Raw genomic sequence first — 12,012 nt, forward strand, 5'->3', positions numbered from 1 at the left:
ATGCGGCCATGAAGCGCGAGCAGGATCTGTATGTGCCGGTCAAGGCGCTGCTGGAACGGCAGGGATACGAGGTGAAGGGCGAGGTCGGCGCCGCCGATGTCGTCGCGCGGCGCGGCGCAGAGGCGCCGGTCATCGTCGAGTTGAAACTGCGGTTTTCGCTGGCGCTCTACCATCAGGCCATCGCGCGGCTGAAGATCACCGACCAGGTCTATGTCGCGGTCCTGCGGCCCGACGGGCGGGCGGCACGCCGGGCCCTGCGGGACAATCTGGCGCTCTGCCGCCGTCTGGGGCTGGGTCTGATCACCGTGCGAGGGGATGGCCGTACCGAGGTGCATTGCGATCCCGGCCCCCATGCGCCACGCAAGTCGCGCAAGCGGTCGGCGCGCCTGTTGCGGGAGTTCGACAGGTTGCAGGGCGATCCCAATTCGGGCGGCGCAACCCGGCACGGGATCGTGACGGCCTATCGCCAGGATGCCCTGCGCTGCGCCGCCTATCTGGCCGAGAACGGTGCGGCGCGAGGTGCCGCGGTCGCCAAGGCCACCGGCGTGCCGCAGGCGACACGGCTGATGCGGGTGAACCACTACGGTTGGTTCGAACGGGTCGGAACCGGTGTCTACGAACTCACGGATGAGGGCCGGACGGGGCTGAAACACTGGGCCTACAGCTGGGAGGATGACGCATGACGCAAGGTTCGGCATGGCAGGGCCGCTGCCCCTCTTGGCCTTGGGGCGGAGCGCCTAGCCGCGGTCGTCCGTCCAGGTGAGGATCGCGCGGGCTACCGCCTCGGGCTTCTGGTGGTGCAGCCAGTGGTCGGTGCCGGGAATCTCGACACGGGTGAGATCGGGCGCGAAGTCTTCCAGCCCGTCGGTGGATTCGGGCAGGAGCGCCCGGTCCTCGGGGCCCCAGATCAGCACGTGCGGGCAACGCACGCGCAGGCGTTCGACCGGCAGGTCCGGCAGGTCGGTCAGTGGCTGGCCGGGGGCGGCGACGCGCAGCGGCGAGGCGCGGTACCAGTTCAGCATGGCCTCCAGCCGGCCAGGGCGCGCCCATTCGGTGCGATAGGCCTCCATCCGGTCCGGCGAGAGCCAGTCGAGCCCCATGCCGTGGCGGAAGAACTGTTCCAGTTTTTCGAAATTGTCTGCCCCGAGCCAGTCGGCGGCGTGTTCCTCGCGCAGGCGGTTGATGTATTGGGAGGCGGCGGATTGCGCCCCGCCCGCGGCCATCGCCCGCTGGAACGGCACCGGATGCACGCCGTTGGCGATGATCAGGTGGCGGACCCGGTCGGGATGGGCCATGGCAAGCCCGTAGGCGACCGAGGCGCCCCAGTCATGGCCCAGCACCGTGACCGGCCCCGTTCCGTCGGTCAGGGCGGCCATGTCCGAGACCAGTTTGGAGAGGGTGTAGTGTTCGACGCCCTGGGGTGCCCAGCTCTGGCCATAGCCGCGCTGATCCGGCGCGATGCAGTGGAAGCGGTGGGACAGGTGCGGGGCGAGATCGGACCAGGCGCCGCCATATTCAGGAAAGCCGTGCAGCATCAGCAGCGGCGGCAGGGACGGATCGCCCCAGATGCGCAGGTGGAAGGGGTTGCCGTTCAGCTCGATCGTTTTTGAGTCCATATGGTCTGTCCTGATGCGCGTCGTGGGTTCGGTTTCTGCGGCGGGTGCTAGCGGATCTGCCGGAGCATGTCGGTCATCGGCGCGAGCCGCGCGCGTGTGTCCGCCAGGGCGGCGAGCGGGCGGGCAAATTCGTCGTCTTCGAGGTCGCGCCAGACCGTCAGCGATTTGCGGCGCAGAAGATCGGCCTGCGGGTGCTGCGGATCATAGGGGGCTGGTACGCGCTTCAGCTCGGGATCGGCGATCCGGAGACCCTCGGCCCGATAGCCGTCCAACAGGGCGAGCAGGTCGCGGCCCAGCGGTCCGTCCACCCGGTCGCGCCACACCGGCAGGGTGGTCTTGTCGAAACCCATCACACCGCCGCCGATAGTGACATAGTCGGGTGAGATGCCGAAGAACAGGCCGGGCGGCTGCGCGCCATCGCCGGGCAGGGTCCAGAGCATGTGCAGATGCGTGTGATACGGCGTCTTGTCCTTGGAGAACCGCACGTCGCGCTGCGGGCGGAAGAGTTTCGTGCCGGTGCCCGGGCCGATCTCCCGCGCGACCTGATCCAGCAGCCGGGTGGCGGGCGCTTTCAGCTCCGCCTCGTAGCGGGCCTTGTGTTCGTTGAACCAGTCGCGGGAATTGTTGCGGGCCAGCGCGTCGAGAAAGGCGCGGGCCCGGGGGATGAGGTCGGCGAACGGGTCGGACATGGACAGCCTCCTTTCTGGGCCGAGCTTATCACCCGTCAGCCGTCGGAACAGGAAATTCCGCCGGCTCTTGTCAGGGGCGCCGGCCGCTCGTAAGCGTGGGCGGATGAGCACCCCCATGACATACGGCCAGCACGCCCGCGCGGTGGCGGTTCTGGGCCTGCCGCTGATCGGCGGGCATCTGGCGCAGTTCGCGATCGGGCTGACCGACACCGTCATGCTGGGCTGGTACGGGGTCGAGGCGCTGGCGGCGGTCACGCTGGGCAGCACCTATTTCTTCGTCCTGTTCCTGCTGGGGGCCGGGTTCGGCTGGGCGGTGATGCCGATGGTGGCGGCCGCCGCGGCGGAAGAGGACGAAACCAGTATCCGGCGCACCACGCGGATGGGGCTGTGGCTGTCGATCCTGTTCGCGGCGGGCGCGATGCCGCTCTTGTGGTGGTCCTATCCGATTCTGCTGGCCCTTGGGCAGGAGCCGGAGGTGGCGGCGCTGGCGGCGGCCTATCTGCGGGTGGCCGGTTGGGGGCTGATGCCGGCGCTGCTGGTCATGGTGCTCAAGTCCTATCTGGCGGCGCTGGAGCGGACGCAGATCGTGTTCTGGATCACCGTCGCGGCGGCGGTGGCCAACGCACTGACCAATTATGCGCTGATCTTCGGCAACTGGGGCGCGCCGGAACTTGGCATCACCGGCGCCGCGATCGCCTCGGTGGTGACACAGATCGTGTCGCTGGTGGCGGTCGTGTTCTACGCGGTGCGCGAACTGCCCGGGCATGAACTGTTCCGGCGGGTCTGGCGGCCGGACTGGGAGATGTTCGCGCGCGTCTTCCGCCTGGGCGTGCCCATCGGCCTGACCAATCTGAGCGAGGTCAGCCTGTTCGCGGCCTCGGCGATGATGATGGGGTGGCTGGGCACCGTGCCGCTGGCGGCGCATGGCATCGCGATCCAGCTCGCCTCGGCCACGTTCATGGTGCATCTGGGTCTCAGCAATGCGGCAACGATCCGGGCCGGCAACGCCTATGGCCGTCGCGACCGGGCGCATATGGCCCGCGGCGCGCTGGTTGTGATCGGCATGTCGCTGACCATGTCCCTGCTGACCATCGTGCTGTTTCTGACCTGCGCGGAACCGCTGATCTCGTTGTTTCTGGAGCCCGGCGACCCGGAACGCCCCGAGATCCTGGCGATCGGTGTCGGGTTGCTGGCCATGGCGGCGCTGTTCCAACTGGTGGACGGGGCGCAGGTGATGGCGCTGGGGCTGTTGCGCGGGGCGCAGGATACGGCGGTGCCGATGGTGATGGCGGCGCTCAGCTATTGGGTGATCGGCATTCCGTCGTCGTATCTGCTGGGCTTCACCTACGGGTGGCAGGGGATCGGCGTCTGGGCCGGGCTGGTCGTCGGGCTGGCCTTCGCGGGCGTGCTGCTGATGGTCCGGTTCTGGGGCCGGGTGATCCGAAAGGTGGGGCCGGGCGCGGGACTCAGCCCGCAAGTTTCTCCAGCAACCGGCAATAGGCCGTCTGGCCACGGCGGAAGTTTCTGAGCCGGAAGAATTCGTTCGGCGCGTGCAGGTTCTCGTCGCCGATGCTGAAGCCGAACATCACCCCATGCACGCCGAGTTCGCGCAGGAACAGCGTCATGATCGGGATCGACCCGCCGACCCGCGTCACGAAGGGCTTTTGGCCGTAGACTTCTTCCAGCACCTCGCCGGCGGCTTGGGTGGCGTTGTGCCCGCGCGGAACCAGGAACGGATCGGCGTCGCCTGACAGATGTTCGACACGGGCGGTGACGCCGGGGGGCGTGTGGGTTTCGACATGAGCGCGGATCAGCTCGGCGATCCGTTCCGGTGTCTGGTTGGCGACCAGCCGGCAGGTGATCTTGGCGCTGGCGCGGGCGGGCAGCACCGTCTTGCTGCCGTCGCCCTGATAGCCGCCGGTCAGGCCGTTGACTTCGAGCGTGGGCCGCGCCCAGAGCCGTTCGCGGACGGAATAGCCCTGCTCTCCGAAGGTTTCGCTGACGCCGGTTTCGGCAAGATAGGCGGCTTCGTCGAAGGGCACGCGGGCAATGTCGGCCCGGTCCTCGTCGCTCAGGTCGATCACGTCGTCATAGAAGCCGTCGATGGTGATGCGTCCGGTCTCGGCATCCTTCATCGAGGCGAGTATCTGGCTGAGCGCCATGAGCGGGTTGTTGATGCCGCCGCCATGCAGCCCGGAATGCAGATCGGCCGAAGGGCCTTCGACAAAGATCTCGACGCCGACGAGGCCCTTGAGCCCCATGATCAGCGTGGCCTCGTCCGCGGTCCATTGCAGGCCGTCGGCGGAAAAGATCATGTCGCAGCTGAGCCGTTTGGCCTGCGCGGCGATGAAGGCGGGCATGTCGGGCGAGCCGATCTCTTCCTGGCCTTCGAACAGGAATTTCACGTTGACGGGCAGGCGTTGATTGCTGGCCAGAAGCGCCTCGGCGGCGAGGATCGGGATCAGCATTCCGCCCTTGTCGTCCGAGGCGCCGCGGCCATACATCCGGTCGTCGCGGATCTCGGGGTCGAAGGGCGGGCTGTCCCACAGGTCGAACGGGTCGGCGGGCTGCACGTCGAAATGGCCATAGATCAGCACGGTCGGTTTGTCGGTCCCGGCATGGAGCCAGTCGGCATAGACGGCCGGATGGCCCGTAGTGGGCAGGACGGCGACGTTTTCCAGGCCCGCCGCCTGCAACCGGTCCGCCACCCAGCCGGCGGCCCGTTCCACGTCCGGCATATGCGCCGGCATGGCCGAGACCGACGGGATGCGTACGAAGTCCAGAAGCTCCTGTTCGAACCTGTCGCGATGCGTGTCGAGATAGTCTTGCCAGCCCATGCGATCCCTCCGTCAGCCATTGCCGCGAGAGTGGGCGGAAATCGCCGGCAAGGCAATGCAAACCCGAGGCGTCAGCCCTTGGTCGCCCGTTCGGCCTTCTTGCGCACCAGGACCGAGCGCAGATCGTGCATGGCCATCAGCAGGGCGTCGGTGACTTCGTCCAGCTGTTCTGGCGTGGCCTTGGACTGCGCCCAGTGGGCGGTCAGGTTCAGCTGGTCCACCGTGCGGTGGATGTCGTCGATGTCGCGACGGGCCAGCAGGGCCTTGCGTTCGGCCATCCAGCGTTCGATCTCGGCCGTGTCGGCGGGCGTCAGCTGGCGTTGCCCGTGCGGCTTGATCTCGCCGTTGCGGATGTTGACCACCGCGATCTGTTCCATCTCGATCCGGCGCTGCCGGTTCTCGGAGTCCAGACGGAAGACGAATGCGCCGTTCTCGCGGACGCGGAAGTAGTATTCGGGAAGTTCCATCGCGCTGGTGGCCTCCTGTCAGGTGAGCGACGCGCAAAACTGCTGGATTCGGGTGCAGGCTTCGGTCAGGGCCTGGTCCGAGGTGGCGTAGCTGACGCGGAAATTGGGGCTGAGTCCGAAGGCCGCGCCGAACACCACGGCCACGTCGGCCTCCTGCAACAGGGCGGTTGCGAATGCCTCGTCGCAGTCGATGACCGTGCCGGCAGGCGTGGTCTTGCCGATCAGTCCGGCGATCGAGGGATAGACATAGAACGCGCCCTCGGGCGTGGGGCAGGTGAGGCCGTCGATCTGGTTCAGCATCGAAACAACCAGATCGCGGCGGCGTTTGAAGATCACGTTGTTGGGGGCCAGGAACGCCTGAGTGCCGTTCAGAGCCTCGACCGCGGCCCACTGGCTGATCGAGCAGGGGTTCGAGGTGGATTGCGACTGGATCTTGCGCATCGCCGCGATCAGTTCGACCGGGCCGGCGGCATAGCCGATGCGCCAGCCGGTCATGGCATAGGCCTTGGAGACCCCGTTGCAGGTGAGCGTGCGGTCATGGAGCCCCGGCTCGACCTGCGCGGGCGTGCAGAACTGAAACCCGTCATAGGCCAGGTGTTCATACATGTCGTCGGACATCACCCAGACATGGGGGTGGCGCATCAGCACGTCGGTGAGCGCCTTGAGCTCGTCCCACGAATAGCCCGCGCCGGTGGGGTTGGAGGGCGAGTTGAAGATGAACCACTTGGTTTTGGGTGTGATCGCGGATTCGAGCTGTTCGGCGGTCAGCTTGAAGTGGTTCTCCAGCGTGGTTTCCACCGGCACCGGCGTGCCGCCCGCCAGCAGCACCATGTCGGGATAGCTGACCCAGTAGGGCGCGGGGATGATCACCTCGTCGCCCGGGTTCAGCGTGGCCATCAGCGCGTTGTAGAGCGTCTGCTTGCCCCCCGTTCCGACCGAGACCTGCGCCGGTGTGTAGTCAAGCCCGTTGTCGCGCCGGAACTTGGCGCAGATCGCCTGTTTCAGCTCGGGGATGCCGTCGGGCGCGGTGTATTTGGTCTTGCCCGCGGCGATGGCGGCGATGGCGGCATCCTTGATGTTTTGCGGCGTGTCGAAATCCGGCTCGCCCGCGCTGAGGCCGATGACATCGCGCCCCGCTGCCTTCAGTTCGGCGGCCTTGGCGGTCATGGCGATGGTGGGCGAAGGTTTGACGCGGGACAATGTCGCAGACAGGAAACTCATGCCGGCCTCGGTTTGTATGTCGGGTCCGACTGTCATAGGGTGCGCCCGAAACGGGATCAAGCGATATGGAAGAAGGTGAGAGGTGCCTCGATGAGCGACGACAATGACTGGTTCGGACCGGACGCGGCAACGTTTGGAGACCGGCTGGCCGGGGCGCGCGAAGCCGCCGGCATGACCCAGGCCCAGCTGGCCCGCCGCCTGGGGGTCAAGAAAGCCACGATCGTGGCTTGGGAGGAGGATCTGTCCGAGCCGCGCGCCAACCGGCTGTCCAAGCTGGCGGGGATGTTGAATGTCTCGATCATGTGGCTGCTGACCGGTGAGGGCGACGGCATGGACGCCCCGCATGACATGACCGAGGACTCCACCGACCTGGCCGACATCGCCGCCGAACTGCGCGCGATCCGGGGGGCGATGCGGGAAAACGCCGAACGCGCCGCGCGTCTGGAAAAACGGCTGCGCCTGATGATGGAGCAGAGTGCATGACCGAGACACGCGAGATCCGCATCAAGCGCATGAAGATGCGGTCGATGCGGCGCGGCATCAAGGAGATGGATCTGATCCTGTCGGCCTATGCCGAACGCCGCCTCGACGGCATGGACGGGGCGGGCCTCGACCTCTACGACGCGCTTCTGCACGAGAACGATCAGGATCTGTACCAGTGGGTCACGGGGCAGGCGTCGGTTCCGCCGCGCTATCGGGATCTGATCGCGGAAATCGCGCAAACCTTTCAAAACTAGCGGAAATCCACCTTAACCGATTCTTCGGCATTTTCGGCGCATCGTGTCGGGGCAGCTAGTCGAGTCGGAGAAGAGGATGAGTATCGAGACACGGATTGCCACGACCGGCGGCAAGGGGTTCATGGCCTCCTACCTGGAATCGCTGGCGCTCGTCGAACGGCTCCACCGGTTGTTGCTGGACGTGATCAAGGACGAGTTCGAGCGGGTGGGCGTGCTGGAGATCAATGCGGTACAGGCGCTGCTGCTGTTCAACATCGGCGATCACGAAGTCACCGCCGGCGAATTGAAGAGCCGCGGGTACTACCAGGGCAGCAACGTCAGCTACAACCTAAAAAAGCTGGTGGATCTGGGATACATGCACCACCAGCGGTGCGAGATGGACCGGCGCTCGGTGCGGGTCCGGCTGACGCAGAAGGGCCGCGAGGTGCGCGACATCGTGGCCGATCTGTTCGCCCGCCATGCCGAGGGGCTGCAGGCCAAGGGCGTGTTGGGCGCCGAGGGAATCGATCACATCACCACCGCGCTGCGCCGGGTCGAGCGGTACTGGACCGACCAGATCCGGTATATCTATTGAAACGCCCCGTGCGGCAACGCGCTGAGGGTGAGGCTTTCCAGTTCCCGCTTGAGCTTGCGGATCATGGCGGCCTCGTAGGCTTCGAACCCCAGCGCCACCTCGACGAAGGCATCCGCCCCGAGAATGACCCAGGCGTTGTAATAGGCCGACAGCTCGCCGACCTGCACCTGGCGCTTGTCGTCGCCGCGCGGGTCGTCGGCGCCGATGACCAGGCCGTTGATGACCAGGCCGGTGGGCGCAAGCCGGGTTTTGACCTCGCGCGGATGCGGGCCGAGATTGTGCTTGCCGTCGCCGGACAGATCCAGTGTGCGTTTCCAGCATTCATCCTGCTGCGCCAGCAGCTCGGCGCCGAGCTGCATGGCCGATCCAACCGCGGTGCCGCTGGGGGCGGGCGCGCGCGACGTGGCGTCCAGCCCGGCACTGATCCGTGCCAGAACCGCCGGATCGTCGATGTCGGTCCAGTCGAGCAGGATGCGGTGATGCCCCGGTTCGCTCCATTCGAAGATGGCCAGCCGGACCGGAATCGACGGATGCGCCAGAAACGCCCGCGCCACTTCGGGGTGCCGCAGCGCATTGGCCAATCCGCTCAGCTGCAGACGGTATTCGCGGCTGTCCACCGACCCGGAAACATCCATTCCCAGGGCCAGGGCCTGCCGGCATTGCGCCGAAACCTGGGACGCGGCCAGACACAACAGGCAGGCGAGCACCCGGATCATCGCAGGCCCGGTCCGGCCGCTGTGCCGATCACCATGCTCGACAATTCGCGTTCGAGCTTGCGGCGCATCGCGCGCTCGTAGTCGTCGAAGCCCTGCGCGATTTCCAGAAACGCGGCCGGCCCCCGCAACACCTGCGTGCGATAGAACGGAATCAGCTCGGTCTCGGCCTCGTAGGCCGCGCTCATGATCACCAGACCGTTGACCACCACGCCGCCGAAGGGAAAGTGCCGATAGGCGGTCTGCGGATCGTAGCCGTCGTTGTTGATGCCGTCGCCGGACACGTCGATGGTCTTGTGCAGGCAGGGTGGCGCCCGCTCGAGCAGCACGGCGCCGAATCCCAGCGCATGGCCGAGCGCGGTCGGGGACACCCCCTTGCTGCGCACCGAGGTCGCGATGGCGTTTGATGCGTCCCGCAGGTCGGCAGGGCTTTCGATCAGGCGCCAGTCGAACAGGATCTGCTGGTTGAAACGCCCGCTCCATTCATAGACCGCCAGGGCGACCGGCAGCGGCGAGGCGAAAAAGGCGCGCTCGACTTCGGGCGCGATCAGGGCCGCGGACAGCCCGCCCCGCTGCAGGGCGTCCTCGGAGGCATCGACCGAGGTGGACACGTCCATCGCCAGGGCCAGGGCCAGGCGGCAATCGACCGCCCAGCCCGGACCGGCGCCGAGGGCGAGACCGACAAGCGCCGCCCAGCGGATCACCAGTGACCGGTATTTTCCATGCTCAGCCAAGGTTCGGCGGGCTCCAGAGCCTCTCCGTTTTGCAGCAATTCGATCGACACGTTGTCGGGTGAGCGGACAAAGGCCATGCGCCCGTCGCGCGGCGGCCGGCTTATGACCACGCCGTTGTCCTGCAGATGCCGGCACGTCGCATAGATGTCATCCACGCCATAGGCGATGTGCCCGAAATGGCGGCTGTCGCTGGGCAGCCCTTCGTCGCCGTCCCAGTTGTAGGTCAGTTCGATCGGCGCGTCTTCCTGACCCGGCGGCGCCATGAACACGAGGGTGAAACGACCCGCCTCGCTTTCATAGCGGCGGGTTTCGCGCAGCCCGAGAAGTTCGTAGAAGGCCATGGATTTCTCCAGATCCTTCACGCGCACCATTGTGTGCAGGTATTTGAGCGCCATATCGAGCCATCCTCTGATTGCAAATCCTGCCGCGAAGCTTAGCGTGCCGTGCGGTGGAGTCGAGATCGGGCGGGGCGGGCTTTTTCGCGGGCGGTCCCGGCGCGGGCGCTCGAATGGATCGCTGTTCTTGGCGTCGCGTGGCGCCAACACCCTATATCGCGGTTCCGGTCTTGGAATTGCCGATATATAGTGGTGCGCGACTCATTCACGAAAGGACACCCCATGCCGCTTTCGCCCGAACAATTGGCCGAGATCGAGGACCAGCGCGCGCAGTTTCAGCAGACCCGCCGCGTGGTCGCGCCGGGCATGGAGGAGCGGCTCTACACCGCCCACCCGGTGCTGGATCACGGGTTCGTCCGGGTGATCGACTATATGGGCGACGATGCCGCGATCTGTCAGGCCGCGCGGGTGTCCTATGGCAAGGGCACCAAGTCGGTGCAGAACGACGAAGGGCTGATCCGCTACCTGATGCGTCACTGGCATTCGACTCCGTTCGAGATGTGCGAGATCAAGCTGCATGTGAAACTGCCGGTCTTCGTGGCGCGGCAGTGGATCCGGCATCGCACCGCCAATGTGAACGAATACTCGGCGCGCTACTCGATCCTGGACCGCGAATTCTACATCCCGGCGCCCGAACATGTCGCAGCCCAGTCCGAGGTCAACAACCAGGGGCGCGGCGCGGCGTTGCAGGGGGAAGAGGCGGCGCGGGTTCTGGAGATCCTGAAATCGGACAGCGCACGCTGCTACGACAATTACGAGGCGATGATCGGCCAGGACGGACAGCAGGGTCTGGCGCGGGAACTGGCGCGGATGAACCTGCCGGCGAATGTCTATACGCAATGGTACTGGAAGGTCGATCTGCACAACCTGTTCCATTTCCTGCGCCTGCGCGCGGATGCCCATGCCCAGTATGAAATCCGGATCTATGCCGAGACGATCTGCGACATCGTGGCGGACTGGGTGCCGTTCGCCTACAAGGCGTTCGAGGATTACCGGCTGGGCGCGGTGAACCTGTCGGCGCAGATGTTCGATTGCCTGCGGCGCATGCTTGGCGGTGAAGCGGTCACGCAGGAGACATCCGGCCTGTCGGCACGAGAGTGGCGCGAATTCGAGGCGGTCATCCGGTCGGCGTGACGACGCAAAGACGCCAACGCCCGGCGCCGGGCTGGTCGCCCGTCCGGTCTTGTCGGGGTTTCGGGGAAACGGCCAACGGCCGGAAATTCAGCCGCCGACCTTGTTTGTTGGTGCGCGTCGCGCGCGGGTCGTGGCCTTTACAACGCCTTCAAATCGCCGGCCATCTGCCGGCCATCGCGTCCGTCCTGCAATTCGTACGAGACTTTCTGATTGTCCGCGAGTCCGGTCAGGCCGGACCGCTCTACGGCCGAGATATGAACAAACACATCCTTGCCCCCTTCGTCGGGCGCAATAAAACCATAGCCTTTGGTCGTATTAAACCACTTCACGGTGCCGGTTGGCATTTCCCGTGTCTCCTTCTACTTAATCGAATCCCCCAGATCGGGGCAGGGGTGGCGCACCCACCCCCTTTGAGCCGATTTGCAGAAACAAAGCGGCGAAGAAGGCGGGTTTCGCCACTGCCACCTTTGCATGGCCTTGCAAAAAATCAAGAACAACGCGAAGAAGTGGACCGGATTGTTCAACTTTTCAGCAAAATCGGGAAAGGGACGGGATGCGGCTGTATGGGCTGAAAACCTGTGATACCTGCCGCAAGGCATTGAAATCGCTTCCGGAAGCCGAGTTCATCGATGTCCGTTCCGACGGCGTGCCGGCCGACGTCTTGGAACGCGCCCTGGACGAATTCGGCGACGTTTTGCTCAACACGCGCTCGACGACCTGGCGCGGACTGGGCGAACACGACCGCGCCCGCGCGCCGCTGGAGCTGCTGACCGATCACCCGACTCTGATGAAACGGCCGCTGATTGAAACGGGCGACCGGCTGATTCTGGGCTGGACTGCCGAAACCCGAAAGGCCCTGGGCCTGGCGTGACCGGATGCCTGTCCGGGCAGCCGC

General features: G+C 65.9%; 16 protein-coding genes. 7 read left to right on the forward strand and 9 right to left on the reverse strand.

The genetic code is table 11. The features are described from left to right. Positions 1-8: 8 nt before the first annotated feature. On the forward strand, positions 9-683 hold the full coding sequence (locus AC2FNJ_RS12955; RefSeq protein WP_496764749.1) for a DUF2161 domain-containing phosphodiesterase: 675 nt from the start codon (positions 9-11) through the stop codon (positions 681-683). A 54-nt stretch (positions 684-737) separates the two neighbouring features. Here the strand turns inward: AC2FNJ_RS12955 and AC2FNJ_RS12960 are convergent, their stop codons facing one another. Both AC2FNJ_RS12960 and AC2FNJ_RS12965 read right to left on the reverse strand, forming a co-directional pair. Continuing rightward, complete coding sequence (locus AC2FNJ_RS12960) at positions 738-1,616, reverse strand: alpha/beta fold hydrolase (protein ID WP_496764751.1); 879 nt, start codon at positions 1,614-1,616, stop codon at positions 738-740. 47 nt (positions 1,617-1,663) lie between these two features. Continuing rightward, entirely contained in the window at positions 1,664-2,305 is a 642-nt protein-coding gene (locus AC2FNJ_RS12965) for a TIGR02453 family protein (RefSeq protein WP_496764752.1), read from the reverse strand. A gap of 115 nt (positions 2,306-2,420) precedes the next feature. Between AC2FNJ_RS12965 and AC2FNJ_RS12970 the strand changes: the two genes are divergently transcribed. Further along, positions 2,421-3,833 (forward strand): MATE family efflux transporter, encoded by a 1,413-nt coding sequence (locus AC2FNJ_RS12970; RefSeq protein ID WP_496764754.1) that lies wholly within the window; start codon positions 2,421-2,423, stop codon positions 3,831-3,833. Here AC2FNJ_RS12970 and AC2FNJ_RS12975 read toward each other — a convergent pair. From AC2FNJ_RS12975 to AC2FNJ_RS12985, 3 genes are all read right to left on the reverse strand, one after another. After that, positions 3,772-5,142 (reverse strand): dipeptidase, encoded by a 1,371-nt coding sequence (locus AC2FNJ_RS12975; protein ID WP_496764756.1) that lies wholly within the window; start codon positions 5,140-5,142, stop codon positions 3,772-3,774. The genes AC2FNJ_RS12970 and AC2FNJ_RS12975 overlap by 62 nt on opposite strands. 71 nt (positions 5,143-5,213) lie before the next feature. Beyond that, positions 5,214-5,609, reverse strand: coding sequence for a hypothetical protein (locus AC2FNJ_RS12980; RefSeq protein ID WP_496764757.1), 396 nt, complete (start codon positions 5,607-5,609; stop codon positions 5,214-5,216). An 18-nt stretch (positions 5,610-5,627) separates the two neighbouring features. Next, a complete protein-coding gene (locus AC2FNJ_RS12985; protein WP_496764758.1) occupies positions 5,628-6,830 on the reverse strand; it encodes a pyridoxal phosphate-dependent aminotransferase in 1,203 nt (400 codons plus the stop codon). Positions 6,831-6,920: 90 nt separating this feature from the next. On the opposite strand from AC2FNJ_RS12985, the gene AC2FNJ_RS12990 reads away from it, so the two are divergent. The 3 genes from AC2FNJ_RS12990 (at position 6,921) to AC2FNJ_RS13000 (ending at position 8,141) form a co-directional block, all read left to right on the forward strand. After that, entirely contained in the window at positions 6,921-7,313 is a 393-nt protein-coding gene (locus AC2FNJ_RS12990; RefSeq protein ID WP_496764760.1) for a helix-turn-helix domain-containing protein, read from the forward strand. Beyond that, on the forward strand, positions 7,310-7,567 hold the full coding sequence (locus tag AC2FNJ_RS12995) for a succinate dehydrogenase assembly factor 2 (protein WP_496764762.1): 258 nt from the start codon (positions 7,310-7,312) through the stop codon (positions 7,565-7,567). Before AC2FNJ_RS12990 ends, AC2FNJ_RS12995 begins: the two co-directional genes overlap by 4 nt. A gap of 76 nt (positions 7,568-7,643) precedes the next feature. Further along, a complete protein-coding gene (locus tag AC2FNJ_RS13000) occupies positions 7,644-8,141 on the forward strand; it encodes a MarR family winged helix-turn-helix transcriptional regulator (protein WP_496764764.1) in 498 nt (165 codons plus the stop codon). On the opposite strand, the gene AC2FNJ_RS13005 is transcribed toward AC2FNJ_RS13000, so the two are convergent. Genes AC2FNJ_RS13005 through AC2FNJ_RS13015 form a run of 3 tightly spaced genes read right to left on the reverse strand, consistent with a single transcriptional unit; the run spans position 8,135 to position 9,983 of the window. Beyond that, positions 8,135-8,857, reverse strand: a complete 723-nt coding sequence (locus AC2FNJ_RS13005) for a DUF1194 domain-containing protein (RefSeq protein ID WP_496764766.1) — start codon at positions 8,855-8,857, stop codon at positions 8,135-8,137. The two genes, AC2FNJ_RS13000 and AC2FNJ_RS13005, sit on opposite strands and share 7 nt — an antisense overlap. Then, positions 8,854-9,558: a DUF1194 domain-containing protein gene (locus AC2FNJ_RS13010; protein WP_496764803.1), complete on the reverse strand. Its 705-nt coding sequence runs from the start codon at positions 9,556-9,558 to the stop codon at positions 8,854-8,856. The genes AC2FNJ_RS13005 and AC2FNJ_RS13010 overlap by 4 nt, the downstream gene beginning before the upstream one ends. Next, positions 9,555-9,983, reverse strand: a complete 429-nt coding sequence (locus AC2FNJ_RS13015) for a VOC family protein (RefSeq protein ID WP_496764768.1) — start codon at positions 9,981-9,983, stop codon at positions 9,555-9,557. Before AC2FNJ_RS13015 ends, AC2FNJ_RS13010 begins: the two co-directional genes overlap by 4 nt. 222 nt (positions 9,984-10,205) lie before the next feature. Here AC2FNJ_RS13015 and thyX point away from each other — a divergent pair, with 222 nt between their 5' ends. Continuing rightward, positions 10,206-11,117, forward strand: a complete 912-nt coding sequence (thyX, locus tag AC2FNJ_RS13020) for an FAD-dependent thymidylate synthase (protein WP_496764770.1) — start codon at positions 10,206-10,208, stop codon at positions 11,115-11,117. A gap of 137 nt (positions 11,118-11,254) precedes the next feature. Here the strand turns inward: thyX and AC2FNJ_RS13025 are convergent, their stop codons facing one another. Beyond that, a complete protein-coding gene (locus AC2FNJ_RS13025) occupies positions 11,255-11,461 on the reverse strand; it encodes a cold-shock protein (RefSeq protein WP_496764771.1) in 207 nt (68 codons plus the stop codon). Positions 11,462-11,670: 209 nt separating this feature from the next. On the opposite strand from AC2FNJ_RS13025, the gene AC2FNJ_RS13030 reads away from it, so the two are divergent. After that, entirely contained in the window at positions 11,671-11,988 is a 318-nt protein-coding gene (locus AC2FNJ_RS13030; protein WP_496764772.1) for an ArsC/Spx/MgsR family protein, read from the forward strand. Positions 11,989-12,012 lie beyond the last annotated feature (24 nt).

It is taken from the genome of Ruegeria sp. BHSB196 (assembly GCF_059613135.1).

What these genes read in the sequence shown, in the direction of transcription:
- thyX (WP_496764770.1), top strand. Translation starts at nt 10,206, where the DNA reads ATGCCGCTTTCGCCCGAACAATTGGCCGAGATCGAGGACCAGCGCGCG.
- AC2FNJ_RS13025 (WP_496764771.1), bottom strand. Translation starts at nt 11,461, where the DNA reads ATGCCAACCGGCACCGTGAAGTGGTTTAATACGACCAAAGGCTATGGT.
- AC2FNJ_RS12965 (WP_496764752.1), bottom strand. Translation starts at nt 2,305, where the DNA reads ATGTCCGACCCGTTCGCCGACCTCATCCCCCGGGCCCGCGCCTTTCTC.
- AC2FNJ_RS13015 (WP_496764768.1), bottom strand. Translation starts at nt 9,983, where the DNA reads ATGGCGCTCAAATACCTGCACACAATGGTGCGCGTGAAGGATCTGGAG.
- AC2FNJ_RS13030 (WP_496764772.1), top strand. Translation starts at nt 11,671, where the DNA reads ATGCGGCTGTATGGGCTGAAAACCTGTGATACCTGCCGCAAGGCATTG.
- AC2FNJ_RS13000 (WP_496764764.1), top strand. Translation starts at nt 7,644, where the DNA reads ATGAGTATCGAGACACGGATTGCCACGACCGGCGGCAAGGGGTTCATG.
- AC2FNJ_RS12980 (WP_496764757.1), bottom strand. Translation starts at nt 5,609, where the DNA reads ATGGAACTTCCCGAATACTACTTCCGCGTCCGCGAGAACGGCGCATTC.
- AC2FNJ_RS12990 (WP_496764760.1), top strand. Translation starts at nt 6,921, where the DNA reads ATGAGCGACGACAATGACTGGTTCGGACCGGACGCGGCAACGTTTGGA.
- AC2FNJ_RS12955 (WP_496764749.1), top strand. Translation starts at nt 9, where the DNA reads ATGAAGCGCGAGCAGGATCTGTATGTGCCGGTCAAGGCGCTGCTGGAA.
- AC2FNJ_RS12970 (WP_496764754.1), top strand. Translation starts at nt 2,421, where the DNA reads ATGACATACGGCCAGCACGCCCGCGCGGTGGCGGTTCTGGGCCTGCCG.
- AC2FNJ_RS12985 (WP_496764758.1), bottom strand. Translation starts at nt 6,830, where the DNA reads ATGAGTTTCCTGTCTGCGACATTGTCCCGCGTCAAACCTTCGCCCACC.
- AC2FNJ_RS12975 (WP_496764756.1), bottom strand. Translation starts at nt 5,142, where the DNA reads ATGGGCTGGCAAGACTATCTCGACACGCATCGCGACAGGTTCGAACAG.
- AC2FNJ_RS12960 (WP_496764751.1), bottom strand. Translation starts at nt 1,616, where the DNA reads ATGGACTCAAAAACGATCGAGCTGAACGGCAACCCCTTCCACCTGCGC.
- AC2FNJ_RS13005 (WP_496764766.1), bottom strand. Translation starts at nt 8,857, where the DNA reads ATGATCCGGGTGCTCGCCTGCCTGTTGTGTCTGGCCGCGTCCCAGGTT.
- AC2FNJ_RS12995 (WP_496764762.1), top strand. Translation starts at nt 7,310, where the DNA reads ATGACCGAGACACGCGAGATCCGCATCAAGCGCATGAAGATGCGGTCG.